The organism is Paraeggerthella sp., from assembly GCF_048427265.1.
GTDB lineage: Bacteria > Actinomycetota > Coriobacteriia > Coriobacteriales > Eggerthellaceae > Paraeggerthella > Paraeggerthella hominis.
The window spans coordinates 1-26,397 of record NZ_DBFOSR010000105.1; the positions used below are offsets into that span (position 1 = coordinate 1).

A 26,397-nucleotide genomic window follows, 5' to 3' on the forward strand; every position below is an offset into this window, starting at 1 on the left:
TCAGTATAGAGCCTGGAAGAATTAGGGCGCGCATGGGGGAACTGCAGCAATTCCGAGCGCGCGGAAGGCCGTATCTTGGCCGCATCCGAAAACGCGACCAAGGCTTTACCAACGAAGCGACCGCAAGCGCACGCTCGGCACCTGATTCTTTCGTCGCAGGTGCCGATTCATGCCCAAACTTGCGAACCCTCCCGCCCGGCCGCTCTGCTAGCTTCGTTCGTCGAACTCGCCGACGAGGGCGCGCGCGAAATCGTGGGCATCGAACTCCTTGAGGTCGTCAAGCCCCTCCCCTACGCCGATCTTGAGCACGGGAAGATTCAGCTCATGAGACACTGCGAGCGCGATGCCGCCCTTGGCCGTGCCGTCCAGCTTCGTGACGATCACGCCGTCCAGATCGAGCGCGCGATCGAACTCGCGCGCCTGCTGCAAGCCGTTCTGCCCGGTGGTCGCATCGGTCACGAGCACCGTGTACACGGGCATGTTCGCGCGCTTGCGCACCACGTTCACCACTTTCTCGAGCTCGCGCATGAGGTCGGCCGACGTATGCAGGCGCCCGGCGGTATCGACCAGCACCAGGTCGGCACCCTCCTGCTCGGCGCGCTCGATGGTGTCGTAGCACACGCTGGCAGGATCGCTGCCGCGCTCGCGCGTGCACACGGGCACGTCCGCGCGGCGCGCCCACACCTCCAGCTGCTCGATAGCCGCCGCGCGAAACGTGTCGGCGCTGCCTAGAAGAACCTTGCGCCCCTCGTCGGTGGCCGCTTTGGCGATCTTGCCCACCGTGGTGGTCTTGCCAGTGCCGTTGATGCCCACGAACAAGACGATGGCTTCGCCGCCGCCGAACACGTCCTGGCCGCCTTCCGCAAACGTGCTGGCAATCTGGTCGTTCAGCAGGTCGAGCACGGCGTACGCGTCGGGCAGCGCCTTGCGGGTGGCCTGGTCGCGCAGGTTCTCCACGATCTCGGACGCGGCAGCGCCGCCGATGTCGGCCAGGATGAGCGTTTCCTCCAGGCCGTCCCAAAACTCTTCGTCCAAATCCGGGCCGCGGTCGAGCAGAACGTTCATCTGCTCCTTGAACTTGTCGCGCGAACGGCTCAGCCCTTCGCTGATCCTATTGAAAAATCCCATGTCGGGCTCCTTTCTCAGCAACTTGAACAGTGTAGCTCAAAAAAAGCCCCCCGTCAGCGACGCAGACTCCCCTGAAGCCCGCACCCCGCAAACATCGCGCCCGTCCCATCCCCTGGCTCACTCGCAGACGGAAGCGAACCGCCCTGCGCCACGCACAACGCCTGCAAAGGAGCCGGGCGGCGGTGCCCACCCAGCGAGTTCCGCACGAGTCGAACCGCTCAGCGGGCTGTTCACGCGAGCTCAGGACTGTTCAAGCGACTGGGCACCGCCGCCCAGCGCCCGAAGGCTATTCCGCGTACTGGAGCGCGCGATCCAACTTCTGGCTGACCACCTTCGTCACGCCGTCGGCCTGCATGGACACGCCGAACAGCACGTCGGCCATCTCCATAGTGCGACGCTGGTGCGTGATCATGATGAGCTGCGTGGAGTCGCGCAGCGATTCCAGGTACGCCGTCAAGCGACGCAGGTTCGAATCGTCCAGCGCGGCCTCCACCTCGTCCAGGATGTAGAACGGCGTCGTGCGGATGCGGTACACCGCGAACAGGAGCGCAAGCGCCGTGAGCGATTTCTCCCCGCCGCTCATGAGCATCATCTTCGTAATGCGCTTTCCGCGCGGCTGCGCGGTCACCTCCACGCCCGTGGCCTCCAGATCATCCGGATCAACCAAGGTCAAATGAGCCGAACCGCCCGGGAAGAGCACGGCGAATATCTCCTGGAAGTTCTTGTCGACCGCTTCGTAGGTGCGAATGAAGTCCTCTTTCATGCGCGCATCGATAACGCGGACGATTTTGGAAAGCGACCGGCGGGCGCCGTCCAGGTCGGCCAGCTGCGCAGCCAGGTAGTCGTAGCGGCTCTTGAGCTGCTCGTACTCTTCGGCGGCATCCGGGTTGATGGTACCCATGTTGGCGATGCGACGACGCAGCTTGAAAGCGGCATCCTCGGTTGCCCCCCGGTCCTCGAGCTCGGGGGTCTCGAGCGCGCGATCGAGCGGCACGCCGCAATCGTGGACGATGGCGTTGACCGCGCCTTCCACCTGAACCTCCAGGCGGCCCTTCTCCACGCGAGCCTCGGACAGGCGGGCGTTCGCGGCATCGAAGGCATCATGCGCAGCTCGCGCCGCTGCGCGAGCCTCGTTGACCGCAGCGTGCAGGCCAGCCGACGAATCCTGTGCAGCCGTCGCCGCTTCCTCCAGATCGCGCGTCCAGCGGCGAGCGCTCGCGGTAAGCTCCTCGAACAGCGCGAGCAAAGGCTCGATGCGCTTTTGAGCCACCGTTTTGCGCGCAAGGGAATCGCGCGCTTCCGCATCGCTTGCATCGACGGTTTCCAGATCGCGCGTTCTCGCATCCACCATGCGTGACGTGTACGTTTCGCGTTCGGACAGCGTTGCCGCCTTGAGCTTCGCTTCCGAAAGCGAATCGCGCAGCTGAGCCGCAAGCTTGCGCAGGGGGACCACCGTGTCCTGCGCCTCCTGGAGCTTCGCCGCGCCCTCGTCCAGGCTTTTCTTCAACTGAGCCAGACGCTGCTCGAGCGCCTCCACCGAAGGGCGAGCCTCGGCAACGGTGCGCTCGGCCTGCGCGCGCTGGCCCTCGATATCGGAGAACTCACGGCGCACCGAAGCCAGCTTCTCCTCGGCTCGTCGGGCGTCTGCGCGCGCCGCGTCGGTCTTGCCTCGCAGCTCGGCCAACTGCTGCGACAGCTTCAAGCTGTCGGCCTGCGCGCTGCGCAGCGTTTCCTCGGCAGCCTGAGTGCGCTTTTCCGAAGCGGCGCGCGTCTCCTCGGCAGCCGACAACCGAGCGCGCAGCTCATCGGCGCGTCGAGCGCGCGCGAGAACGCCCTCGGCATCCTCGACCGTCGCCGAACCAACCGTCACCTTCCCGTTCGGCCATACGACGCACCCGTCCGTCGTGACGAAACGAGCACCAGAGAGGTCGCGCGCATGAGCCGCGAACGCATCTTCCCGGCTATCGCACACCACCACATCGCCCAGAAGCGCCTCGACCGCGCGAGACGCCTCCTCGGGATACGAGAGATCGTCCACCAAGGCACGGCCGAGCCCCGCTTGCGCGGCAGTGCGCGCAGGCGCCGACGTCGTCTGCTTCCCCGCGCGGGAAACGAGCACGACCTCGCCCTGCTCGTCGCAAGACAGAAGAGCAGCCGCAACCGCGCTCGCGCGAACCTCGTCGTCCACCAACAGCGCCGACACGTCCGCGCCCAGCAAGCGCTCCACCAGCGCCTCGGCACCGGCGGGCGCGCGCACCGCGCGGGCGATCGGCTCGATCCCCGCCTCCAGTTCGTCGGCATGGTCCAGCAGCCATGCGAGCGCCGGTCCCGAGGCCGCTGCGGCGCGGTCAAGCTCCTCAAGACCCTTGATCTCCGAAGACAGCAGGGTTGCGGCCTCTCGCGCCTGATCAAGCTCCGCGCGCGCCGATTCGCGTGCAACCAAAGCCTCGCCAACCTTCGCGCGCGCAGCAGCTTCCCGCTCGGTCAACGCAGCCAGTTCGGCTTCGGCCTGCGCGGCGGCTTCGGCCTGCGCACGGCCCAACTGAAGTTCCAGCTCCTTGCCGTGGCCTTCAATCAACTTCACATGGGCAAGCCCGCTTGCCAAAGCCTCCTGCGTCTCGGAAAGCTCACGGCGCGCCTGCTCTTGCGCGCGCTCGTCAGAGCGCTTGGCCTTCTCGATATCCTCGAGCTCGCGCTCGAGGTCTCGCCTGCGTTTGGCGTTTTGAGCCTGCTCCTCGGTCAACCGGGCAACGGCCGCATCGGCAGCCTCGCGACTTGCGCGAACCTCGGCCAACTGCGCCGCCGCCTGCGCACGGTCCGCTTCCGCCTGAGCGCGCTTGACCTTGTTCGATTCCAGCGTAACGCGCAGGTCGGCTTCGTAGCTTTGCGCAGCGCGGCGCTTCTCGTGCAGCAAAAGCACCGCGCCGTCGAACCGCTCGACAGCCGAAGACGCGCGCCGATGCCGACGGGCCAGGTCTCCCGCGTCCACACTTTCGCGCCGAATCTTCTCCTGCAGCTCTTCCGCATGTGCCTCGGCCTTGCCGATGGCAGCCCGCTTCTCTTCAAGCTCGGCCTGAAGGGCCTGCTCGCGGGTTTGCGCGCCGTCCCATGCTCGGCGCAGCGTGCGCAGGTCGTCAACGGCCAGCGACAAGCTCAAATCGGACAGCTCGGCTGCCAGCCCCTGATAGGTGCGGGCGCGTTTCGCCTTGCGCTCGAGCGGACCCAGCTGACGCTCCACCTCGGCTGCAACGTCCTTTACGCGCGCCAGGTGGGCGTCCATGGCCGCCAGCTTGCGCTCGCTTTTCGCCTTGCGCTGCTTGTGCTTGAGAACGCCAGCCGCCTCTTCGATGAGCGCGCGACGGTCCTCCGGCTTCGATTGCAGAATGGAATCCAGGCTTCCCTGGGAAATGATGGAATGCGTGCCCGTGCCCAACCCCGAATCGTGCAGGATGTCGAGCACGTCCATGCGCCGCGCGACCGTGCCGTTGATCAGGTACTCGCTCTCGCCGGAGCGGTACATGCGCCGCGTGATGGCCACCTCGCTGTAATCGACCGGAAGCGTGCCGTCCGAATTGTCCAGCACCAGGTCCACTTCCGCAACGCCCACGCTCTTGCGCGCCGAGGACCCCGCGAAGATCACGTCCTCCATGGCCTGTCCGCGCAGGTGCTTGGCATTGCGCTCGCCCAGCACCCACAGCACGGCATCGGAAATGTTGGACTTTCCCGATCCGTTCGGGCCGACCACGGCAGTGATGCCCGGCTCCATGGCCAGGACGCTGCGGTCGGCGAACGACTTGAACCCTTTGAGGACCAGTGACTTCAAGTGCATGTGAGGCTACCCTTGCTTGCGCTGCTTCGCGCGCTCTCGTTCGGACTTCTTGCGGGCCTTCTGCTCGGCGCGTGCGGCAGCCTTCTCTTCCTTGGCCTGCTTGGCTGCGGCGGCTTTCTCCGCGCGCACGCCCTCGTCGACGCCCAGGCCGAAGAACTCGCCCAAACGAGCGAGCGTGCTTTTGGCAGCCTGGCTCTCGGCTTCCTTCTTCGTGCGCCCGGTGCCGCGGGCAAGCCCCTGCGACCCGGCGAACACCTGCGCCACGAACGTGCGGTCATGCGGCGGCCCCTGCGTTTCCACCAGCTTGTACGTAGGCGTGATGCCGTCTTCTTGCAGCTTTTCCTGCAGCGCGCTCTTCGGGTTCTCCGGCTCTTTCGCCATGTCCACCGACATGCGCGGAATAAGCGTTTCGCGCACGAAGCTCACGGCAGCGCCCATGCCGCCGTCCAGAAACAGCGCAGCCACCACGGCCTCGTACACGTTCTCGAGCGCAGAATGCAGTCCGCGCCGACCCGTTCCCGTCTCGGAAGACCCGAACACGATCACGTCCGTGAACCCCAGGCGCTCAGCTACCTCCGACAAGCTCGCGCCCGAGACGAGAGCCACCTTGATGCGCGTCAAGCCGCCTTCGTCCAGGTCGTGAAAGCGATCGAACGCGATGGTGGCCACGATGGCGCCCAAAATGCTGTCGCCCAAAAACTCGAGCCGCTCGTAGGAGTACTTGACGGCCTTGCCTTCGGTAGCCGAAGGGTGGGTTATAGCCGAAAGGAGCAGTTGCTCTTGATTGAACCGGTATCCCAGGATGCTCTGAGCCCGATCGAGCTTGCCGCGCTGCTCGTCGGTCAGCATCATGGGAGTTTCGAACCTCTTGTCAAGATTCGAAACCGAAGGCTCGTTGGAATCGAACAGGTTCTCAAGCGTCATTCTTGACCGCCGTTTCCCGGAGCGCCCGCCTGGACGCCCGTAGCCGTCTGCGCGATTATATCCGTAATGCCCGCACGTACGAAGTTCGCCGTGGTCAGAACGCCGCTCTTTATCGCATAGGCGTTCGACGAGCCATGCCCCACGATGCATGCGCCCTTCACGCCAAGAAGCGGCGCGCCGCCGTACGTATCGGGACTGACCTGCGCCATAAGCTGCTTCAAGCCGCCCTTGATGGTCAAGGCGCCCAGCTTGGTAACCGGCGTCGCCATCATGACGTCCTTGAGCGTTTTGAACAGCACCTTGGACGTGCCCTCGATGGTCTTCAGGCACACGTTGCCCGTGAAGCCGTCGGTGACGATCACGTCGTAGGTGGCGGCCAGGATGTCGCCGCCTTCAGCGTTGCCCGCGAAGTTGGAAAGCTGCTCTTTCAGCAGCTCGTGAGCCTCCTGGGCGAACTGGGACCCCTTCGTGTCCTCCTCGCCGATGTTCAGCAGGGCGGCGCGAGGGTTCTCGATCCCGAGGATCTTCTCGGCGTACACCGACGCCATGCGACCGAACTGCACCAGGTATTCCGGCTTGCAGTCCGCATTCGCCCCCACGTCGCACATGACCACGGGACGAACCGGCGACGGGATGACCGTCGCAAGCGCAGGGCGCGCTACGCCTTTGATGCGGCCCATGACCAACGTCCCGGCCGCCAGGCAGGCCCCCGTAGAGCCCGCAGAGAAAAACCCTTGCGCCGCGCCCTCTTTCACCAGGCGGCAACCCACCACGATAGACGAGTCCTTCTTCTTTCGCACGGCGTTTGCCGGATGCTCGGCCATGCCGATAACCTCGGTGGTAGGCTGAGCTACGCAACGCTCGTGCTGAGAGGCGAAGGGCTCGACCACCTCGGCCGGACCGCACAGGATAACGGTCAGGTCGGAATCGGTCGATAGCGCATCGGCAACGCCTTCGAGCACGACGGCCGGAGCGTTGTCGCCCCCCATGGCGTCGACGGTGATGGTAACTTTATCGGGCATGGTGTCCTCGCATTCCTCGGTGGAGTCGCGTGGACGCATGCGTCCGACCGCAATCGCGCGAGCGGGCGCATGCGCGCAGCGCATAACTTCCTTCAACAGTATAGACGAACATGCAAAAAAGCCTCCCGGCTCGTCACGCAAAAAGCGTGATGTGCGGGGAGGCTTGTCAAGGCGCGGACGTAAGCGCTCGCGCGCAGGAGACGGTTAGTCCGTCTCGATGACCTCGCGGTTCTTGTAGAAGCCGCAGTTCGGGCACACGCGGTGCGGAAGCTTGGCTTCGCCGCACTGGGGGCACACGGAGCGGGAAGGCGCCGCGATCTTGTCGTTGGTGCTGCGACGGGCATGAGTGCGGGCACGGCCCATTTTGCGCTTAGGTACTGCCATGATCTCTATCTCCTTGCTTTTTGCCGAGCGGTACGCTCGCTCGCTTTCGCTTAGTAAACACGCGAAGTGGTATGGTACCAAAGGTTTGTGGGTCCCGCAAGGGTCCTGCGAGGTCATTTTTGCAAACGGCATGCAGGATTCATAAACCACTGGCACTTTCACGACAAACGCATCGTCGATCATAGCGCAAAACCAGCCCTACGTGCTCGAAAAGCGCCAAGATGCGAGAGAAGAGCACGCGTGCAGGAAGCTGAACCTAGGAGGCTCCGAACTGCATGCGGTAGTAAGCGGCGTACGTGCCGCCCAAAGCCAGCAAGTCCTCATGGGTGCCCAGCTCCGCCACGCGCCCGTCGTCCACCACGGCGATGAAGTCCGCCCCGCGAATGGTGGACAGGCGATGCGCGATGATGAGCGTGGTGCGTCCGGCCGACAGCTCGTCGAGCGAGCGCTGCACGGCGCGCTCGCTCTCGTTGTCAAGGGCGCTCGTGGCTTCGTCCAAGATGAGAATGCTCGGGTTGCGCAGAAACACCCGCGCGATGGCGATGCGCTGTTTTTGGCCGCCGGACAAGCGAGCTCCGCGCTCGCCCACGAACGTATCGTAGCCGTCAGGCAGGCTCTCAACGAACTCGTGGATGTTCGCGCGCCGTGCGGCCTCCTCTATCTCCGACGCCGTCGCATCGGGCCGTCCGTACGCAATGTTCTCGGAAATGCTGCCGCCGAACAGGTACACGTCCTGCTGCACGATGCCGATCGCCTCGCGAAGCGACGATGCCGTAATCGCACGGATGTCGATGCCGTCGACTTCGACCGAGCCCGACTGGGGATCGTAGAACCGAGGGAGCAGCGAGCATGCGGTGGTCTTCCCGCCGCCCGAAGGCCCTACCAACGCCACGGTGGCGCCTGCAGGCACGGCCAGGTCGAACCCCCGCAGAACGTCGCGCCTACCATCGTAGCTGAACCGCACGTCGCGATAGCGAACCGCTCCCCGCGCACGCGCGCCGCACGTTCCCGCCTCGCCGCAAGCGGCCGCATCGAAACCGTGCGCCGTCCGGGCAACGCGCAGGTCCAAGGCCCCCGGCGCATCCTGGATGTCGGGCCGCACGGCCAGAACCTCCATGAACCGGCGAAAGCCGGCGTAGCCCTTCTGGAACGTCTCCACGAAGTTGATCAGCTGCTCGATAGGGGAAATGAAGATGCCGATGTACAAAGCGTAGATGGCCAGATCCGTCACCGCCAGTTCGCCCTGAGCCACGAAGTACCCGCCGCCCACTACGGTAACCGCGTACAACACGCCGATGAACAGCGAGTTCACGGCATGGAACGACCCCATGAACCGGTACGAGCTTTCCTTGGTCCCCACGAACCGATCGTTCACGCGGCTGAACTTGCCGATCTCCACGGACTCGTTTCCAAACGACTTCACCACGCGAATGCCGCCGAGGGAATCCTGCAATCGAGCATTGATGTCGGCCATTTTCTTGCGGTTCTCGGTGAAGATGAGGCGTTTGCGGTAGTTGCGCCATGCGGCGTAGGCAGCCAGCAAGACGGTCGCTCCCAGCATGATGGCGGTCAGCGGCACGTTGATGAAGAACAGTAGCGCGAACGATCCCACGATCTTCAGGATGCAGATGAACAGGTTCTCCGGCCCGTGATGAGCCAGCTCCGACACGTCGAACAGGTCGGTTACCAGCTTGCTCATCATCTCGCCGGTATTGTTGCGGTCGTAATAGCCGAAGCTCAAGCGTTGATACTGCTTGAACAGGTCCATGCGCATGTCCGCCTCCATGCGCACGCCCATGATGTGGCCCCAGCTGGTGATGAAGTACTGGCACGCCGTGCGCACCGAGTACAATGTGGCAAACAGAAGGGCGATCCACCCGAGCGATGCCAAAACGACGTCGGCCGATCTGGTGAAAAAGTCCCTGATAAAGAAGTTCAAAAGCTGAGGAAACGCCAGATCGACCGCTGCGAGCACAGTGGCGCACGCCAAGTCGAAGAAGAACAGGAACTTATACGGCTTGTAGTAGCTTGCGAATCGGGCGAACACCGTGCGCGCAGAGACCTTCGGGTCGCTTTGAGGTTTGGTCGTAGTATCCATACCGCCCATTGTAGCGCTCCTGAAGCGCGCAGCATAAGACAACGGGGTCAATGTCTCGTGTTCGGCAACAAGCCGGAAAACGGATCACTGACCCCGTTGCATCGTCCCATCGAAACCAAAGGGGGAATTTACTTCTCCTCGAAGGGGAAATCTTTCAGGACGGCGAAGGGGTTCGGAGGCACGTCGTCTTCGTCGGATGCCGGCTCGCAACCGCAGGGACCTTCGTTGAGGTTCGCTCCGCAGGTTGAGCACAGGCCCTTGCACTCGTCGTCGCACAACGGCACCAGCGGAAACTCCAGCAACAGCGCAGCCGTGGCAAGCGGTTCGACGTCGATGACCTTGTCTTCGGACAGCACGTCGAATTCGTCCTCGTCCATATCCTCGGGCGCGGCTTCCTCGGAATTCAGCAGGAAATAGCCCTCTATCTCGCCCGTAACGGGAAACGCGATGGTCTCGAGGCAGCGGGCGCACGCCGTTTTGGCCTCGCCCTCCACCGTGCCGGTCACCAGCAGGGCGTCACCTGTGTTGGATATATCGATCTGCCAGCTCAAAGGAGCCGAGAAGTCGTACAGATCAGGGCCCGACTTGACGACGGGCACCGTAAGCTCGCCTTCGAAATGAGCGCTTTCGGCAGGCGTGAAAAGCTCAAGGGGTACGTGGATGCGCGTCGCGTCCATTAGCGCCCCGAAGCAAGAGAGTTGGCGTTCAAGCGATCGCGGCAACGGCGCACGTTGCCCAACAGCGTATCGAGGCTCTGCTCGACGTGGCCGAACACCTCGTCGGCGTAATCTTCCGCACCGGCGCGGGTCTGACGCTCCAGCTCGCGCGCATCGGCGAGCACCTGATCGGCCTGCTGCTGGGAGATGCGAACGATCTCCTGCTCGCTGGCGATGGTCATAGCCTGGCTGCGTGCATCCTCGATCATGCGGTTGGCCTCGGCCTCTGCGTCATCGAGCAGGCTTTGCCGCTCGCGTACGATCTGACGAGCCTGAGCGAACTCGCTCGGGAACGTGTCGCGAATTTCATCCATGATCTCGAACGCCGCGGCGATGTCAACCTGGCGCATGTTGCCTTTGCCGAAAACCGGCTTAGAGTCCTCAAGCAGAATCGAGAGCTCTTCTAACAGCCCCAAGACTCCTGTTTCGTCCATGATTGTCCTTCCACCCTGGCGTGCTGCGTTTCATCTGCGTTGGCGCGCACGGGCACCATCGCGCGCATGCGTCGCAATATTCTAGCACGTATGGTCGGGAAACCGACTTCCAATGCACAAAGCAAGCACATTTCACCCGGTCGGAACGTACGTTACAGTTCCCTTACGCGTCGCCGAACTTCTTCAGCAACGCCTCGTGCACGCAGGGGGGAACGAACTGCTCCACCTTGCCGTGCAGGCTGGCTATCTCGCGAACGATGGACGACGAGAGATACATGTACTGCGGAGGCGACATGATGAACAGCGTTTCAAGCTCTTGGTTCAACTGGTAGTTGAGGGCCGTCATCTGGAACTCGTACTCGAAGTCGGTAATAGCGCGCAAGCCTTTCACGACCACGGTCGCATCCATCTTGGCAGCGAACTCGACCAGCAGATCGTCGAAGGGCTCCACGCGCACGTTGGGCAGATGGCTGGTGGCCTTGCGCACCAGCTCGACGCGTTCCTCCAGCGTGAACAGGGGCTGCTTTTTCGGCGACGCCGCCACGGCCACGATGATCTCGTCCACCAGCTGGGCTGCGCGGGTTATGACGTCAAGATGCCCGCTCGTGATAGGGTCGAAGGTTCCGGGCGTCAATGCACGTTTCATGAATGGGTCACGTTTCCTCTCGTTTGGTCACACAGTGCGGCTGGACTCGTCAAGCAGCAGCACGTCCACGACAGTATCGCCGTACTTCTTTCGCTGCGCAAGGGACAAATCGCGCGCTTTTGCCGCTTCGTCCACCAACGAAACCGAAGCGGCGTCGTGCTCGTACACCACCAGGGCGTCCTGCGCAAGCGCGCCGCGCAGCCTGAGCGCCGCCACCAAATCCAGGACAGCCTCCGCCTGGTAGGCGTACGGAGGATCCAGGAACACGAGATCGAACGGGGGACGCGCATACGTCGGGGGCTCCTTGAGCACGTCCGCACGATGAATGCGCGCGTCGCGCGGCTCAAGCCCCAGCGTTTTGGCGTTCGCGCACAGCGCGCGCATGGCCTCGCCGCCGCACTCGTAGAAATGGGCGCATCGCGCGCCGCGCGACAGCGCCTCGAACCCCAGCGCACCCGACCCCGCGAACGCGTCGAGCACGACCGCTCCCTCGAAACCTCCGCGTGCGCTGTTCACCACGCTCATCATGGATTCCCGAACCCGGTCGGTGGTGGGGCGGGTGCCCTCCCCTTTCGGCGCCTTGAGCGTGCGCCCGCGGTACTCGCCTGCAATGATTCTCATGCTATCCTCCCTGCACGGCATGCTCGCCCGCGAACATGCGCCTCATCTCGCGCGCGAGCGGGCGATGCGCCGCATCCTCGAGCGCCGGGTCCTCGTCTATGATCGCGGCCGCATCGGCATGCGCCGCCTCGATGATCTTGCCGTCCCGCACCACGTTCACCAGCTTGAGGCCGCTCGCGCCGTGCTGACGGTTGCCCAGGATATCGCCTTCGCGACGAAGCGACAAGTCGTAGCTGGCAAGCTCGAAGCCGTCGTCGGTGCGCTCCATGGCCGCCAGGCGCGTGAGCGCTGCGTCCGATTTGGAAGCCGAGATCAAGTGAACCTGCGCCGCAAGGCGGCCGCGCCCCACGCGTCCGCGCAGCTGATGCAGCTGCGAAAGGCCGAAGCGATCGGCGTCCTCCACGATCATGATCGTGGCGTTGGGAACGTCCACGCCCACCTCTATGACCGTAGTAGCCACGAGAACCTGCGTCTCCCCTGACCGGAAGCGGTCCATGACGGCCTGCTTCTCCGCAGAGCGCATGCGCCCATGCAGAAGCTCCACGTTCCAGTCGGCGAACACGGTCGCTTGCAAGTAGGTTGCCTCCTTCGCAGCGGCGGCCACGTCGTCTCCGGCCAGGTCGTCGTCGCTTTCGATGCTGATGGCGGCGTACTCGTACGCCTCTTCGTCGGCCTCGCGGCGACGCCCGCCCGATCCCCCGTCGGATGCCTTCGCGTCCCGTTCCTTGCCGCTCTGCCCGATAAGCGGACACACCACGTACACCTGCTCGCCGCGCGAAAGCGCTTCGCGCGCGGCATCGTAAGCGTGGCCGCGATCGGCCTTTTGATGCACGAACGTGGTCCGCTGCGCCGTGTCGTTCGGCCGCTGCTTGATATAGGACAGCGTCAACCCGCCGAACAGCGCCAGCGCAAGGGTGCGCGGGATGGGCGTGGCCGTAAGGAACAAGGCGTCGGGCGCATCGCCTTTCGACAGCAGCTTCGCGCGCTGCTCCACGCCGAAGCGCTGCTGCTCGTCGATCACCACAAGGCTCAGGCGCTTCGGAGCCACGTCGTCCTCCGAAAGGGCATGCGTTCCGATGAGCACGTCCAACGAGCCCTCCGCGAGCCGTTGCAGGATCGCCTCGCGCTCCGCAGCGGACGTCGATCCGGTCAAGACGTCCCACGACACGCCCGCGGCGTCAAGCAAAGGGCCAAGGCTTTTCCCATGCTGGCGGGCAAGCACCTCGGTAGGTGCCATGAGCAGCGCTTGCGCTTGGGTGTCGGCCGCCGCCGCCAGCGCGAACGCGGCCACGACGGTCTTGCCGGTGCCCACGTCGCCCAACAGCATGTGGTTGGCGACCGTCGGCGCGGCCAGCTGCCCCAAGATGTCCGCCTTCGCCCGCTTCTGCTCTGCCGTCAGCTCGAAGGGCAGTGCGGCGGCAAGCGCGTCCATCCGAGGACCGTCCGTCCGATGGCGCACGGCCTGGCGACCGGCGCTGCGCTCACGGCCCTGGCTCATGAGCATGAGCTCCAGGAACAGCAGCTCCTCGTAGACCAAGCGGCGCCGCGCCTCGGCAACCTCCTCCATCGAATGGGGGGCATGGATGCTCGATAATGCAACGCCCCTGCTCATCAAGCGGTATTTCGCTCGAATCTCAAGAGGAAGCGGATCGTACAGGCCCGCACACGCGTCAAGCGCGTTGCCGACGAGCCGACGCATCCATGCAGCCGACACCTTCTCGCACGCCGGATGCACGGGAATGATCATGCCCTCCGCCGCATTGGGGCCCTCGAGCACTTCAAGATAGGGATTGGTCATGCGTTTGAAGCCGTAGTTGAACTCCAGCTTCCCCGCCACCGCAATCCTCATGCCGGGCTTGACCTGGTCCATGAGCCACGGTTGCCGAAAGCACGTCACCATGAGCAGCCCCGTGGAATCCACGAGCGAGATCTCCACCAAGGAAAGCCGGGGCTTGGGACGCTTGAGCTTGATCTCGTGGACCGATCCCTCGATGGTGCAGGAGCTGCCGATGACCGCCGAGGCCACCGTCTCTTTGGCGGACAGGTCGACGTACCTGCGCGGGAAATGGGTCACCAGGTCCCGCACCGTGCGAATGCCGAGCCCCGCCAGCGCCTTGGCGCGACCGGGGCTCACCAAACGGACGCGCTCGACGGATTCGTCGAGCGCGAGAGTGGCTGCAAGTCTGTCGGGCTGGCCGTTACTCAACGGACATCACGATGGGATACAGGGGCTGGTCGCCGCGATGGGCGTCGATCTCAAGATCCTCGTGGGCCTCTTCGATGCGCGCCACCAAAGCGTCGAACGCATCGTCGTCGATGTCCTCGCCCGCCAGGATGGTCAGCGTGTCTGCGTCGTCGGCGTCCATGACGGACAAAAGCGCCATGACAACTTCCTCGGTCGAAGAACCGACGGACTCGATGGAGCCGTCGGCGATGCCGATGACGTCGCCTTCCTTGATGGGATTGTCGTGTGCATCCTTGGAATCCTTGATGGCGGTAGTGACCTCGCCGGTCTTCACGTCGGCGTACGCCTCGGTCATGGACTCGACGTTGTCGTCCAAGCTGGCGTCCTCGTCGAAGCCGAACAGAGCCGCAAACGCTTCGGGCACGCTGCGCGTCGGAACCACGGCGCACGGCTTGTCAGCCAGCTCGCAGGCACTCTGGGCCGCCATGATGATGTTCTTGTTGTTCGGCAAGAAGATCACGGCGTCGGCGTTGACCTCGCCCGCAGCGTCCAAAAGGTCCTTCGTGGACGGGTTCATGGTCTGCCCGCCGGAAACAACCACGTCGACGCCCAAGCTCTTGAGTATCTTCGCGTTGCCCTCGCCCGCGGCAACCGCCACGAAGCCGAGCGGCTTGGAAACGGCGGCTTCCTCGGCAGCCAGCGCGTCGGTGCGCGCCGCGCTCTGAAGCTGCATGTTGTGGATATGCACCTCGGAGATCTGGGAATCGTGCGTCAAGAACCAGCCGAGCACCTCGTCGGGACGGTTGGAGTGCACGTGCACCTTGAAGTTGGGGTGCATGCCCACCATCAGGTCGCAGTCGCCCATCGTGGGCAGAAACTCGCGCGCGGCGTCCACGTCGACCGTATCCGAATGCACCAAGAACTCGGTGCAGTAGCGAAACGCCGAGCCCTCCCAGTCGTTGACCTGCTCGATCTCGACCTTCGGCGCGGCGTTGCGGGCGAAGGCCAGCTCGTCGCGCAGCGGACCCTCCTTGCCGGTCAGCGCGGCCACGAACGCGTCGAAGAAGATGGCCAGGCCGAAACCGCCGGCGTCCACCACGCCGTTCTCCTTGAGAACGGGAAGCAGGTCGGGCGTTCGCTGCACGGAAGCGTAGGCTTCCTCCACCACGGCGGCCAGCGCTTCGTCGCACGAGAGCTTCTTCTTGCGCGCGCGCTTGGCGGCGGAGGCCGAGTCCTTCAGCACCGTGAGGATGGTTCCCTCGACCGGCTTGCGCACAGCCTGGAAGGCCACTTCCTGGGACTTGGAGAACGCTGCTTCGATGCTGTCGGCGTTCAGCTCGTCGTGACCAACGCTGCCCTCGCACAGACCGCGCAAAATTTGCGAGGTGATGACACCGGAGTTACCGCGAGCGCCCATGAGCGCGCCGGTCGTGATCGCCTTGCGAATTTCCGCGCCGCTGGCCCCGATGGGAAGCGCGGCAAGGTTCTCGACAACCGTCTCGAGCGTCAGCGACATGTTCGTGCCGGTGTCTCCGTCGGGCACGGGAAAGACGTTGAGACGGTTGATCTCGTCTTTGCGCTCGCTCAAGGTCTTGCTCGCCGCCGCAATGGCGTTGAGCAGGTCGTTCGCGGTATAGGATTCTGACATGGTGGTTCTATTCTCCTTCAAATTAGCCCGCCGCGCGCGTCGTCCTCGCGCGGTGCGCAGCGGTTCGTCAAAGACAGGCGGCGGTGCTACTTGCGCACCTTCACGCCCTGCACGTGCACCTCTACCCCGTCGAGCGGGACGCGAGCGTACTCGGTCAAGGCGAACGTTACCTGGTCGATGAGGTTCTGCGACACCGTGTTGATGTTCGTGCCGTATTCGATGACCACGTACAGTTCGACGTGCACGCCGCCGTCGGTCGCGGTCACCACCACGCCGCGACGAAGCCGGGAGGCCGGGAGTATCTTCGCGATGCCGTCGGCAGCGGAGGGCGCAGCCATGCCGACCACGCCGTAGCATTCGAGCGCGGCATTGCCGACCATATCGGCCAAGACATCGTTGGCAACATGGAGGTTGCCAGGTATCGTATCGTTCATGGCGTTCCTTTCCGAGCGCGGACGGACCGCGCGCTGCAAAACCTGCTTCAGCAGTATAGCGCAAGGCCTTGCGCCCGTGCGACGTGCCCAATTGCAACTGAAAGTATATTACACGAAAAATTCTTGTGGCCGTTTGAGTTTATGTGCTATAGTGTGAAGGCTTTTTTGTCATCAACGGCTTGCGCCGACGAGCAACCAACGTACATGGAGTGATGAACGATGTCGAAGATTTGTGAAGTTTGCGGTAAGGCTCCCGTGGCGGGTCGCAGCATTAGCCACTCGCACCGCGTGAGCAATCGCTGGTTCCGTCCGAACGTGCAGAAGATCACGATCAAGGACAACAAGGGCCGTGTCCGCAAGGCCAACGTGTGCACGAAGTGCATGAAGGCCGGCAAGGTCGAGCGCGCGTAAGTTCGCGCTTCGCGCGACCGCTCGTCGCGCATGCATCGAGTAAAAAAGCCCGCATCGCTGCGGGCTTTTTCTCGTTGGGCAGCACGCTCGACGGCGGAAGCCCTGGCTCGGATGCGAATCGGAACCGATTTACTCTAAGATGAGCAGACGGCCGCAATGGGGGCATGCGGCCATGTTTCCCTGCGCGCGCATGTCGATGAGCCGGCCGTGCTCGATTCCCATGCGGCACGCCCCGCAGTTGGACCCCTGCAAGCGCGCGACCGCAACGCCACCCGTACGGGAAAGCGTTTTCGCGTACGCCTCGAACAGCTCCTCCGGCAACGCCGCCGCCAACGATGCGCGCTCGGCCTCCAATCGGGCAAGGCCGTCCTTGAGCGCGCCGCCTTCCTTCACGAACACCTGGGTAGCCGCTGCTTCCTGGGAATCGATGTCGGCAAGCGCCTTCTCCACCTGGGCTTGCACGGCCTCTATCTTCGCCAGCTCTTCGCCTACGGAGGTCAGTTCGCCTTCCAGGAAGTTGCGGCGCTTCGCGAAGCCGTTGAGCTCCTTCGTCCGAGCCTCGACGGCACGGTAGTCTCCGCGCGCACCGTCGATCTCGCCTTGGACCTTGCGCTGCTTCTCGGCCAAGGACGCGTCCTCGTCGGTGATGCGCGCGAGTTTCGCGTCGGCTTCGGCATGGAGCGCATCGAGCTGCGCGCGCTTCTGGTCGACCGCCTTGCGCTTGGTTCGCGCGTCAAGGATGATGCGACGCTGGGGAAGCTCTTCAAGCTGCTTTCGCGCGCGCATGGCCTCCAAATCGATATGCTGCATTTGGAGCAGCGTTGCAAGATCATCGGTATCTACATGCATGCGTTTCCTTTGTCTGCGTCTCAGCGCCGCGCACGCGACGTTGCGACCATTATACCCGTACCGTTTCGGGGTACGTCCAGTTATCCCGTTGATCGACCATCATCACAAGCTCATCGGGAATGCCCGCGCTTTTGACGGCCGCCGCAAGCACCGGCACAAGCGGAAGCTCGCTGGTGTCGTGCCCCAGCTCGATCACGCCCAAGCCCGCCTGGGAAAGGTCGAGCGCTTCGTGGTACTTGATCTCGCCGCACACCAAGCAGTCGGCCTGGGCGCGCAAGGCAGCGCGGCCCACGTCGCCGGTTGCGCCGGTGCAGGTGACCACGCGATCCAAGTCGCGCGAGAAATCGCCCCATACGCGAGGAGCGCGCGCGAACACCGAAGTACAGCGCGCGGCCAGCTGGCCCAGGGTGAGCGCATCGCCTTCGCCAAGCCCGCACACCTGCCCGTATCCCTTGCCCTGAGCTCCGGGGATAGGCAGCAAGACGCGATGGAACACCAGGCTCAACATGCCCGGAAGCACGCAGCGGGCACGCGGGCTCACGTCGAGGGCCGTATGGTAGGACATGATCGCCACGCCGCGCTCCACCGCGCGCCACACGCCCGCGCCCGAGCACGCCGCCACCGACGATGCCGGCTTGAAGGAGTCCGGCGGAGCAAGAAACGCCGGATGGTGCGTCACCAGCACGTTCGCTCCGGCGTCGGCCGCAGCGTCGATGGCCGCCACCGTGGGATCGAGGGCAACGGCCACCCCGGTCACCACGCGCGCGGGATCCCCCACCGTCATGCCGGTGCGGTCCCACGACTCGGCGTCCGCGGGCGGGAACTCGGCAAGAAGGGCGCGCTCGAGCGCGCCGATCGTAAGGGTTGCCACCGGCTTAGAAAGCGGGCCGGACGCACGGCAGGCGAGGCCCTTCTGCTTCTTACCGTCCTTTTGGTTCTTCTTAGCTGCAACCATGACGCTGCTCCTTTGCTCGAATTGCAAGAAACGACTGCATCCAGATTACTCGATGGGTATTTCGCGACGGTCCCCGTCGGCTGTCGGCACCGTAACCGTTCTGTAACCGGCTCGGGCCATGAGGCGGTACGCCTGCTCGATATCGCGCGCAACGTTTTGGGGCTTGTGCGCGTCGGTGCCCACAGTGCACGGAACGCCCGCGCGGCAGAACGCCTCGAGCAACGCAGGCGCGGGGAACATCTCTTTGCAGGCGTAGTACGAACCCGACGTGTTCACCTCGATCATGCGGCCCGCTGCCGCGCACGCCTGCGCAGCCTGCTCGTAAAGCGGCTGCGGGTCGAAGCTGGGATAGAACCCGAACTTCTTGGCCAGATCGGGATGGGACATCACGTGGAACGGCATGGTCGACGACACGGCCTCGCACCACACCTCGAAGTAGCGCCGCCAAATGGCGTCCGCGCCCACCTCGTCCCAGCGACCGCGCTGGGCGGGGTCGTCGAACGGCCAGCGATCCACGAAGTGCACCGACCCCAGCACCAGGTCGAACGGCGCGAAATCGTCTTCGGAAAGCACGCGGTCCTCGTCGTCGCCCAACCAGTCCAGCTCGCAGCCCGCGATGATCTCCATCTCCGGATGGGCTGCGCGGGCGGCCTCGATGGCGGCCAGGTACTCGCCCACCCGATCGGCGGGCATGGCCAGGTAGCTCTGCGGATCGAACGCATCGGTCAGCGGAAAGTGCTCCGTCACGGCGATGGTGGAAATGCCTGCCGCCGCAGCCGCGGACACCAGCTCCTCCACCGTGCCCTCCCCGTGGTTCGTAAAGCACGTATGCGTATGCGTGGTAACGAGTTCCATGCTGTTCACAAGCTCCTTAACGCGATCGGGTTCGAAAACCCGGAGGGTCGTATCAGTTCCAATCCAGGCTTTTGCGCATCGCTTCGACGAACGCGTCGACGTCCGCTTCGGTGGTGTAGCGGCCCATCGACACGCGCAGCGCGCCATGAGCGCGATCGGCGTCGATTCCCAAAGAGCGCAGCACGTGGCTCGGCTCGAGGGAATGCGACGAGCACGCCGAGCCGCCCGACACGCCGAAGCCCTGTATGTCCAAGCGCAGGATGAGGGTTTCGCTCTCAAGTCCGTCTACCAGCACGTGCACGATGTTGGGCAGAAACGCGTCGTCGCTCGGCTCGACCTGAACCGTAGCGCACACGCCCTCCAGAGTCCCAAGGCAAGCGTACAGCTTGTCGCGCAGCGCCCGCAAGCGCGCCGCCTCGGTCTGCCATTCGGGCTGCACCGCGCGCACGGCCGCGGCGAACCCTGCCGCAGCGGCGACGTTCTGCGTGCCGCTGCGCCGACCGCTTTCCTGTCCGCCGCCCGTCTGGTAGGGTTCGAACGGCGTGCGGGTTTTCAGGTACAAAGCGCCGATCCCCTTAGGGCCGCCCACCTTGTGCGCGGAAAACGAAGCGGCGTCGACGCCCCACGCCTCCAGGTTCACGAACGTCTTGCCCAGCGCCTGCACGGCGTCGGTATGGAAGAGCGCGCCTGCTGCATGCGCGATGCGCGCAAGGTCGGCTATCGGCTGGATGCTGCCCACCTCGCTGTTCGCCGCCTGCACGGAAACGAGCACCGTGTCCTGGTCGAGCGCGCGCTCAAGCGCCTCGACCTCGATGAACCCTTGGCGGTTCGGCGCGAGCTTGGTAACGCGAAAGCCCTCCGCCTCCAGGCGCTTCGCCGGAGCCAGCACGGCGTCGTGCTCCACTGCCGTGACGATCACGTGAAGCGCAGCCGACCCCTTGCCCGCGCGCCTGCGCGCGTCGGCGGCCGCATGCGCCAACCCCACGAGAGCGGCGTTGTCCGCTTCCGTGGCGCCCGAGGTGATCACGATCTCGTCAGGCCGGCGCGCGCCCAAATCGGCAGCGAGCGACCTGCGCGCGTCCTCGAGCGCTTTGAACGCCGCGCGTCCGGGGGCGTGGAGCGAGTTGGCGTTGCCTCCCACGGCAAGGTTGGCGCGTCCGGGAACCTGGTAGGGTGCCATGGCCGCCGCAGCCTCTTCGCACAGGGGCGCCGTAGCCGCGTAGTCCAGGTACACGTAGTCTTCGGGCACCGAGCGCATGAACCTACGCCCCCTTCGCGGCAAGGGCGGCCGCGCGCGCCTCTTCGGCGACGGCGGTGATATCGGCGATGGCCTGCGCGGGGTCCTCGGCCCCGCACACGGCGTTGCCGCACACCAGGACGTCGGCGCCGGCCGCCGCCACCAGCGGAGCCGTTTTCAAGCCTATCCCGCCGTCCACCTGCACAAGCGGGGAAACGCCCAGCGCGCGCGCCATCTCCACCACGCGCTCGACCTTCTTCTCGCTGCCTTCGATGTAGCTTTGGCCTGAAAAGCCCGGCTCCACGCTCATGATGAGGACCATGTCCAGATCGGCGAGAACCGGCGCCAGCGCGCCGGTGGGCGTGTTCGGCTTCAAGCTGACCGCGGCCTTCGCGCCGCCCGCATGGATGGCTGCCACGGCGCGCGACAGCTCGTCGGCCCCTAGCGCTTCGGCGTGGACGGTCACGATGTCCGCGCCCGCGTCGAGGAACCACGGCAGCTGCTCGAGCGGGTTCGAGATCATGAGGTGAACGTCCAACGGCAGCTCGGTCGCGCGCTTGAGCTGCTTGAGCACGGGCACTCCCATGGTCAGGTTCGGGACGAAATGCCCGTCCATGACGTCTACGTGCACGTATCCCGCACCGGCTTTCTCCAAGAGCGCCACATCGCGCCCCAAGTTCATGAAATCGGCTGATAGGATGGACGGTGCGATCTTCACCGGTTCGAACATGGCTGCGTTCCTTCCTCGTCGCTTGCTGCCGTCATTCTAGCGCAACCGACGCGCGCACGCTTGCAACCGACGCGCGGCAGGCGAAAAACAACACGCAGCCGCAAGCTGCGTCGACCTCTTGCGCGATTCCTTGGTTGCCGAACCGTAACATCGAGGATCGTCCGAGCGGGACTGCATTATAATGAGGCGAAACCGACCGGAAGAAGGCAAGATGGCTTCAAGCACCGGGATGTACTTCGCGTACCGCACCCCGCACGGACCCATCACCATACGCACGAGCGACCGCGGCGTCACGCACGTGGCGTTCGGCGACGTGGCCCTGCCCGGCGTTCGTCATCCCAGCCAGCTTGCCACCCGCACGGCCAACGAGCTTTTGGAGTACTTCGCCGGAAAGCGCACCTTCTTCGACATCCCGATCGACGCCGAGGGAAGCGCGTTTCAGCGCGCCGTATGGTCCGAGCTTGCCCGCATCCCCTACGGAGCATCGCGCACGACGGCCGAAGTGGCCGCGCTCATGGGGAAGCCGGGCTCCTACCGATCGGTCGGGACGGCGGTCAAGAAGAACCCGCTTGCCATCTTGGTTCCCGACCACCGCGTGGTGGGAAGCGACGGCCGCCCGGTCGGCGCCGATGCATCCGCGCGTCTCAAGAGGGCGCTGCTCGACATGGAACGGAAACGCCTGACGTGAGCACGTACGCTTCGAACATCATCTTCGCGGCCACCGCATTCCCGCTGGCCGCCTTCCTGATCACGCTGCCTTACCTTATCTACCAGTACCGACGATTCGGCTCGATTCCCTGGCTGAGGACCCTTGTCGTGTACTCGTTCGTTTTCTACTTGATGTGCGCGTACGTTCTTGTACTGCTCCCGCTGCCGGCCGACCGCTCCGCCGTGGTCCCCTACGCCGCCGCGCCCCAACTGGCTCCCTTCAACTTCCTGCGGCAGTTCTTGGCGCATACCGCGTTCTCGCCCGCCGACCCGGCCTCGTGGATCGCCGCGATACGCAGCCCTTACATCTACGAGGCGCTGTTCAACGTGTTGCTGCTGGTGCCCCTTGGCATGTACCTGCGCTACTATTTCCGCCGCACGTGGTGGCAGACCCTGCTCATCGGCTTCGCCGTGACGCTGTCGTTCGAGCTTTCGCAGCTCACGGGCCTTTGGGGTTTGTACGAGCACCCGTACCGGCTGTTCGACGTGGACGACCTGATCACGAACACGCTGGGCGCTATGACGGGGTTTTGGCTGGTCGGCCCGCTCATGCGCGCGTTGCCCGATATCCGCCTTGTCAACGAGGAGGCGCGCCAAGCCGGGTTGCACGCCGGAGCCCTGCGGCGCGCGCTTTCGTTCGCGATGGACTTCGCGCTGGCACTCGCATCGACCTCGGCTTGCATGTTCGCGCTGCGCAGCACGGGCGTCCTTGCCGCCGTCGCCGCGCCCGGCGCAGACGACGGCGTTGCGGCGGCCATCCTGACGTGCGCCTGCCTGGTGGTGTTCGGCGCGATTCCCGTGCTCGCCCACGGCCAGACGCCAGCCCAAAAGCTCCTGCGGCTGCGCGTTGTGCGGCCCGACGCCTCCCCTGCCCGCTGGTACCAGTACGCAGCGCGCTACGGCCTGCTGTTCCTGTTCGCAGCGCTCCCGCTGTTCGCGTTGCTGCTGGTCATCGGTGCGGGCGCGTCGCAAGGCGGAGAGGCTGGAGCTGTCGGCAGATTCGTTGCCGCACAGCGCGGGTACTTCACGGGCGCCTGGGCCGCGCTCATGCTGGCATGGGCGATCTCGCTTGTCATGAGGGCAAGGCACGCCGTGCGCGCAGGCACCCCCTTCGTCATGCTCAACGGATTGATGAGCAACACGCGCGTCATGACCGAGCAGGGCGTTGAGATCGAGCGCGAGCGGCGGCGCGCGCTGAACGTGGCCGACGTGGCGCGGCTCGAGCAGATGATAGCCGAAGACGGCACGCCCCTTTCCGCGCTCATGGAGCAAGCGGGGATCGCCGTGGCGGAAGCGGTGCGCGATTGGGCGCCCGATCCGGTTCCCGTTGCGGTCTTGGCGGGATCGGGCAACAACGGCGGCGACGGATGGGTTGCGGCGCAAGCGCTTGCGGAAGCCGGGTACCCCGTGACGCTGATAGCGCCCGACCTGGCAGAGCGTCTGCATGCCGAACCTACGCGAACGGTTGCCATGAGCGTGTTCTCGCAGGCTGCCAAGCAGGGCCTTCCCCTTAACGTGCTCATCGCGCCCGATGCCGACATCCTGACCGATGCGATCGAGCGGGCGGACGTCGTCGTGGACGCGCTTCTGGGAACCGGGTTCGCGGGAGCCGAAGTGCGCGAGCCGTACGCGACGTGGATCAAGGCGGCCAACCGCAAGCGCTTCGAGGGACCGCGCGAACGGGGTCGCGGACGGCATCGTAAGCGCGTCTACGAGCAGGGCGACCACGCCCGGCTGCCCTACAGCCTTCCCGCGAAGGCCAAAGGAGCGCCCTTCGCCGTGTCGATCGACGCCCCAAGCGGCCTATCGGCCCAAACGGGAGCCGCGGCCGCCCCCTGCTTCGCCGCCGACATGACCGTGACCATGTTGGCTTACAAGCCAGGACTCATCGCGCCCGGAGCCCGGCGATGGACCGGCATCGTCGCCCTTGCGAAGCTTGTGGACACGCGTCCTTACCTGGAGAAGCTTCGGCTCCTTGATGCAGAGCCGAAACCTGCGCCCCCTACTCTTTAGCTTTCAGGAAGTAGAAACCGGCCAGCGATCCGTCCTCGAAGAAGCTGATGCGGAACTCGGCGGAGCCGTTCTCGTAGGACGCCTGCTCGATAACGGTTGCGTACGAGCGACCCTTGCTCTCGCCATGCAGAAACGTCTTGTCGCCGTACTCGACGAACGCGCCGTACTCGTCTTGCGCGGCGCTCAGGTTCTGGGAGAGCTGCTCGGCCGTCACGCCCGCGTCCTGATAGCGCGCGGCAAGCGCCTCGTAGTCGCGCGCATTGAACTCGTCGACCACTTCATGGACCCAGACGGTCACGCCCTCCTCGGTCGCCCATGACGGCAGGCCCTTCTCAACCTGCGCGTCGGGCTGCGAACATGCCGTAAGCAGCACGCACGCAAGCAGCGCCGCCGCAAGCGTCAACGCGACGGCAAGCCGTCCCCGCCCCTGCCTCGATGCACTCATACCAGCCACGTCCTTCCCTGCTCGATTCGCATGTAGCGTTCGACCATTATACCGAAAGCCCTCCCAAAGCCCGGCGCGCATGAAAAAGCCCCTCTTCAACCGGGGGAATCGAAGAGGGGCTGCGCAATGCGCACCAAGGAGAAGGGGAAGGTGCGCATGTCCTGCGACCCGTCGCGAAGTTGAGAGAGATGAGGTTCACGCGAGTGACGAAGCGGCGGGTCTCGAATCGGTTGTCAAAGCCTTGCGCGAAGGCGCACAGCAAAGACTACCCTCGATGCCAGAAGGGCGCAACGAACTTGGACGTTCGGTGAACCCTTGGTCATCGCTTCGTTAATCAACTGTAGTTTTGATCATGCGACCGAAACTACAGCGCGCTACAACCCGTAGAATTCCGTGGTCAAAGGCCGGTTCGTAAGCGTATGGGCCACGTCGTGGGGGTCGGCCCCTTCCCACACGATGCTGCGCACCACGTCGGTGATGGGCAGCTCCACCCGGTACGCGTCGCCGAGCGTCTTGAGGGTCTTGCACGCCAGAGCGCCCTCGGCCACCATGTGCGTCTGCGCGGTGAAGTCGTCGAGCGTGGACCCTTCGGCCAGCAGCTTACCGAAACGGCGGTTGCGCGAATGCTCGGACGTGCACGTGGCGATCAGGTCGCCCGTGCCCGCCAGCCCCATGCACGTGATGGCCTGCCCGCCGCAGCGCACGGTCAAGCGGCTCATCTCCGCCAGGCCGCGCGTCATGAGCATGGCGGCGGTGTTGTCGCCGTAACCCAGCCCGTAGGACACGCCCACCGCGATGGCGATGACGTTCTTGAACGCAGCGCACAGCTCCACGCCGCACACGTCGTCGCTCACGTACGTGCGGAAACTCTCCGCCGCGAACAGCTCCTGGAAAAACGAGGCGGTATGCTCGTCGGAGCTGGCGATGACCGTGCCGGAGGGAATGCCCTTGATAACCTCTTCGGCATGGTTCGGACCCGAAAGAACGGCCAGGCGACCGGCGTTTCCCATCTCGGCTTCGAACACCTCGACGGGAAGCAGGCCGCTTCCCTCCTCCACGCCTTTCGAGCAGATGATAACGGGGAAGTCGGCATCGACCACGTCGGCGAGCGCACGCGCCACGCCGCGCATGAGGTTCGACGGCGTTACGATGACCGCGGCTTTCGCGCGCAGAAGCGCGTCTTGGTACGACACAGTGGCCACGATGTTCTCGGACAACTCCACGTCGCTCAAGTAGCGAGGATTGCGGTGCTCGGCGTTGATCGCCTGCACCACTTCGGGCTTTCTTGCCCACAAGCCCACGTTGTGGCCGTTTTCGGCAAGAACCTGCGCCAGCGCCGTCCCCCACGACCCCGCCCCGATAACCGCGATTTTCACGTAGGACTCCCTTCGAGCTTTCCTGTCGTTCGTAAAGCCAGCAAGAGGCGTCGGCATGTTCCGCTGCTCGACGGAACAGCGGAGCCTTACGCCTTCTTCTTGTCGCCGATGCGGCTTTCCGTCCCCGCGCGCAGACGCACGATGTTCTCGCGATGCGCCCACACCACGGTCAATCCGGCTATCGTGCACAAAGCGACCGCGGCCCAATCGCCCCAGAAGTAGTACAGGGAGAAGAACGGGCAGGCCACCGCCGCCGCGATCGAGCCGACCGACACGTACTTCGTGGCAACCACCAGCACGATGAAGATGGCAAGCTCGAGCCATGCGCCCACCCAGCCGAACACGACGAACAGGCAGCCCACGGCCACCGCGATGCCCTTGCCGCCCTTGAACTTGAGCCAGGGGCTGAAGATATGCCCCCACACGCAACCCAGGAACGCCACGGTCAGCATGGTGTCGTACGACACGAGCGAACCAGGCTCCAAGCCGCCGCCCGGCAGCAGGTACCACGAGAACGCCCAGGCCAGCACACCCGACAAAAGGCCCTTGCCGAAATCCAGCACGAACACCGAATAGCCGCCCACCTTGCCCATCGTGCGGATGGCGTTCGTGGTCCCGATGTTGCCGCTGCCGTGCTCGCGGATGTCGGTATGGTAGAACACCTTCGAGATGATCAGCCCGAAGGGAATGGAACCCAGAAGAAACGCCGCAACGAACAGCGCTCCTGCAACCAGCAAATCCTGCATCGT

24 protein-coding genes are annotated in these 26,397 nt (G+C 64.6%); 3 read left to right on the plus strand and 21 right to left on the minus strand.

Annotation, left to right across the window (positions count from 1 at the left end):
• Positions 1-207 precede the first annotated feature (207 nt).
• The 13 genes from ftsY to ACMNI9_RS09325 all read right to left on the minus strand — a co-directional run bounded on the left by ftsY (position 208) and on the right by ACMNI9_RS09325 (position 16,069).
• Positions 208-1,128, minus strand: a complete 921-nt coding sequence (gene ftsY / locus ACMNI9_RS09265) for a signal recognition particle-docking protein FtsY (RefSeq protein ID WP_114565821.1) — start codon at positions 1,126-1,128, stop codon at positions 208-210.
• 286 nt (positions 1,129-1,414) lie between these two features.
• The gene (gene smc / locus ACMNI9_RS09270; protein ID WP_418831750.1) at positions 1,415-4,957 is read right to left on the minus strand and encodes a chromosome segregation protein SMC; all 3,543 of its coding nucleotides are present in this window, start codon (positions 4,955-4,957) and stop codon (positions 1,415-1,417) included.
• A 6-nt stretch (positions 4,958-4,963) separates the two neighbouring features.
• The gene (gene rnc, locus ACMNI9_RS09275; protein ID WP_114565951.1) at positions 4,964-5,809 is read right to left on the minus strand and encodes a ribonuclease III; all 846 of its coding nucleotides are present in this window, start codon (positions 5,807-5,809) and stop codon (positions 4,964-4,966) included.
• A gap of 68 nt (positions 5,810-5,877) precedes the next feature.
• The gene (gene plsX, locus ACMNI9_RS09280) at positions 5,878-6,903 is read right to left on the minus strand and encodes a phosphate acyltransferase PlsX (RefSeq protein WP_418831752.1); all 1,026 of its coding nucleotides are present in this window, start codon (positions 6,901-6,903) and stop codon (positions 5,878-5,880) included.
• Between the two features lie 204 nt (positions 6,904-7,107).
• Positions 7,108-7,287 (minus strand): 50S ribosomal protein L32, encoded by a 180-nt coding sequence (gene rpmF, locus ACMNI9_RS09285; protein WP_114565823.1) that lies wholly within the window; start codon positions 7,285-7,287, stop codon positions 7,108-7,110.
• Positions 7,288-7,543: 256 nt separating this feature from the next.
• Positions 7,544-9,394 carry an ABC transporter ATP-binding protein gene (locus ACMNI9_RS09290; RefSeq protein WP_418831753.1) on the minus strand — a complete coding sequence of 617 codons (1,851 nt, stop codon included), beginning with the start codon at positions 9,392-9,394 and terminating at the stop codon, positions 7,544-7,546.
• 119 nt (positions 9,395-9,513) lie between these two features.
• Entirely contained in the window at positions 9,514-10,062 is a 549-nt protein-coding gene (locus tag ACMNI9_RS09295) for a YceD family protein (protein ID WP_225749280.1), read from the minus strand.
• Positions 10,062-10,535 carry an ATPase gene (locus ACMNI9_RS09300; protein ID WP_103265837.1) on the minus strand — a complete coding sequence of 158 codons (474 nt, stop codon included), beginning with the start codon at positions 10,533-10,535 and terminating at the stop codon, positions 10,062-10,064. The genes ACMNI9_RS09295 and ACMNI9_RS09300 overlap by 1 nt, the downstream gene beginning before the upstream one ends.
• A gap of 163 nt (positions 10,536-10,698) precedes the next feature.
• On the minus strand, positions 10,699-11,181 hold the full coding sequence (coaD, locus tag ACMNI9_RS09305; RefSeq protein WP_114565826.1) for a pantetheine-phosphate adenylyltransferase: 483 nt from the start codon (positions 11,179-11,181) through the stop codon (positions 10,699-10,701).
• Positions 11,182-11,208: 27 nt separating this feature from the next.
• Positions 11,209-11,802, minus strand: coding sequence for a 16S rRNA (guanine(966)-N(2))-methyltransferase RsmD (rsmD, locus tag ACMNI9_RS09310; RefSeq protein ID WP_418831755.1), 594 nt, complete (start codon positions 11,800-11,802; stop codon positions 11,209-11,211).
• Position 11,803: 1 nt separating this feature from the next.
• Positions 11,804-14,008, minus strand: a complete 2,205-nt coding sequence (locus ACMNI9_RS09315) for an ATP-dependent DNA helicase RecG (RefSeq protein WP_418831757.1) — start codon at positions 14,006-14,008, stop codon at positions 11,804-11,806.
• A complete protein-coding gene (locus ACMNI9_RS09320) occupies positions 14,001-15,635 on the minus strand; it encodes a DAK2 domain-containing protein (protein ID WP_114565829.1) in 1,635 nt (544 codons plus the stop codon). Before ACMNI9_RS09320 ends, ACMNI9_RS09315 begins: the two co-directional genes overlap by 8 nt.
• 86 nt (positions 15,636-15,721) lie before the next feature.
• Positions 15,722-16,069, minus strand: coding sequence for an Asp23/Gls24 family envelope stress response protein (locus tag ACMNI9_RS09325; protein ID WP_114565830.1), 348 nt, complete (start codon positions 16,067-16,069; stop codon positions 15,722-15,724).
• Between the two features lie 219 nt (positions 16,070-16,288).
• Here ACMNI9_RS09325 and rpmB point away from each other — a divergent pair, with 219 nt between their 5' ends.
• Positions 16,289-16,480: a 50S ribosomal protein L28 gene (gene rpmB / locus ACMNI9_RS09330; protein ID WP_114565831.1), complete on the plus strand. Its 192-nt coding sequence runs from the start codon at positions 16,289-16,291 to the stop codon at positions 16,478-16,480.
• A 129-nt stretch (positions 16,481-16,609) separates the two neighbouring features.
• Here the strand turns inward: rpmB and ACMNI9_RS09335 are convergent, their stop codons facing one another.
• Genes ACMNI9_RS09335 through rpe form a run of 5 tightly spaced genes read right to left on the minus strand, consistent with a single transcriptional unit; the run spans position 16,610 to position 21,106 of the window.
• A complete protein-coding gene (locus ACMNI9_RS09335) occupies positions 16,610-17,329 on the minus strand; it encodes a zinc ribbon domain-containing protein (protein ID WP_216528604.1) in 720 nt (239 codons plus the stop codon).
• A 49-nt stretch (positions 17,330-17,378) separates the two neighbouring features.
• A complete protein-coding gene (locus ACMNI9_RS09340) occupies positions 17,379-18,284 on the minus strand; it encodes a Nif3-like dinuclear metal center hexameric protein (protein WP_114565833.1) in 906 nt (301 codons plus the stop codon).
• Between the two features lie 45 nt (positions 18,285-18,329).
• Entirely contained in the window at positions 18,330-19,139 is an 810-nt protein-coding gene (locus ACMNI9_RS09345; protein ID WP_114565834.1) for a histidinol-phosphatase HisJ family protein, read from the minus strand.
• A 52-nt stretch (positions 19,140-19,191) separates the two neighbouring features.
• Entirely contained in the window at positions 19,192-20,397 is a 1,206-nt protein-coding gene (locus ACMNI9_RS09350; protein ID WP_418831759.1) for a cysteine desulfurase family protein, read from the minus strand.
• A 4-nt stretch (positions 20,398-20,401) separates the two neighbouring features.
• The gene (rpe, locus tag ACMNI9_RS09355) at positions 20,402-21,106 is read right to left on the minus strand and encodes a ribulose-phosphate 3-epimerase (RefSeq protein ID WP_114565836.1); all 705 of its coding nucleotides are present in this window, start codon (positions 21,104-21,106) and stop codon (positions 20,402-20,404) included.
• A gap of 211 nt (positions 21,107-21,317) precedes the next feature.
• Between rpe and ACMNI9_RS09360 the strand changes: the two genes are divergently transcribed.
• Entirely contained in the window at positions 21,318-21,794 is a 477-nt protein-coding gene (locus ACMNI9_RS09360; RefSeq protein ID WP_114565837.1) for a methylated-DNA--[protein]-cysteine S-methyltransferase, read from the plus strand.
• Positions 21,791-23,827, plus strand: a complete 2,037-nt coding sequence (locus ACMNI9_RS09365) for an NAD(P)H-hydrate epimerase (RefSeq protein WP_418831760.1) — start codon at positions 21,791-21,793, stop codon at positions 23,825-23,827. Before ACMNI9_RS09360 ends, ACMNI9_RS09365 begins: the two co-directional genes overlap by 4 nt.
• Here ACMNI9_RS09365 and ACMNI9_RS09370 read toward each other — a convergent pair.
• The 3 genes from ACMNI9_RS09370 to plsY all read right to left on the minus strand — a co-directional run bounded on the left by ACMNI9_RS09370 (position 23,817) and on the right by plsY (position 26,394).
• Positions 23,817-24,272, minus strand: coding sequence for a DUF3887 domain-containing protein (locus tag ACMNI9_RS09370; RefSeq protein ID WP_418831762.1), 456 nt, complete (start codon positions 24,270-24,272; stop codon positions 23,817-23,819). The two genes, ACMNI9_RS09365 and ACMNI9_RS09370, sit on opposite strands and share 11 nt — an antisense overlap.
• A gap of 374 nt (positions 24,273-24,646) precedes the next feature.
• The gene (locus ACMNI9_RS09375; RefSeq protein WP_114565840.1) at positions 24,647-25,648 is read right to left on the minus strand and encodes an NAD(P)H-dependent glycerol-3-phosphate dehydrogenase; all 1,002 of its coding nucleotides are present in this window, start codon (positions 25,646-25,648) and stop codon (positions 24,647-24,649) included.
• An 86-nt stretch (positions 25,649-25,734) separates the two neighbouring features.
• Positions 25,735-26,394, minus strand: coding sequence for a glycerol-3-phosphate 1-O-acyltransferase PlsY (gene plsY, locus ACMNI9_RS09380; RefSeq protein WP_216528608.1), 660 nt, complete (start codon positions 26,392-26,394; stop codon positions 25,735-25,737).
• Between the last annotated feature and the right edge of the window lie 3 nt (positions 26,395-26,397).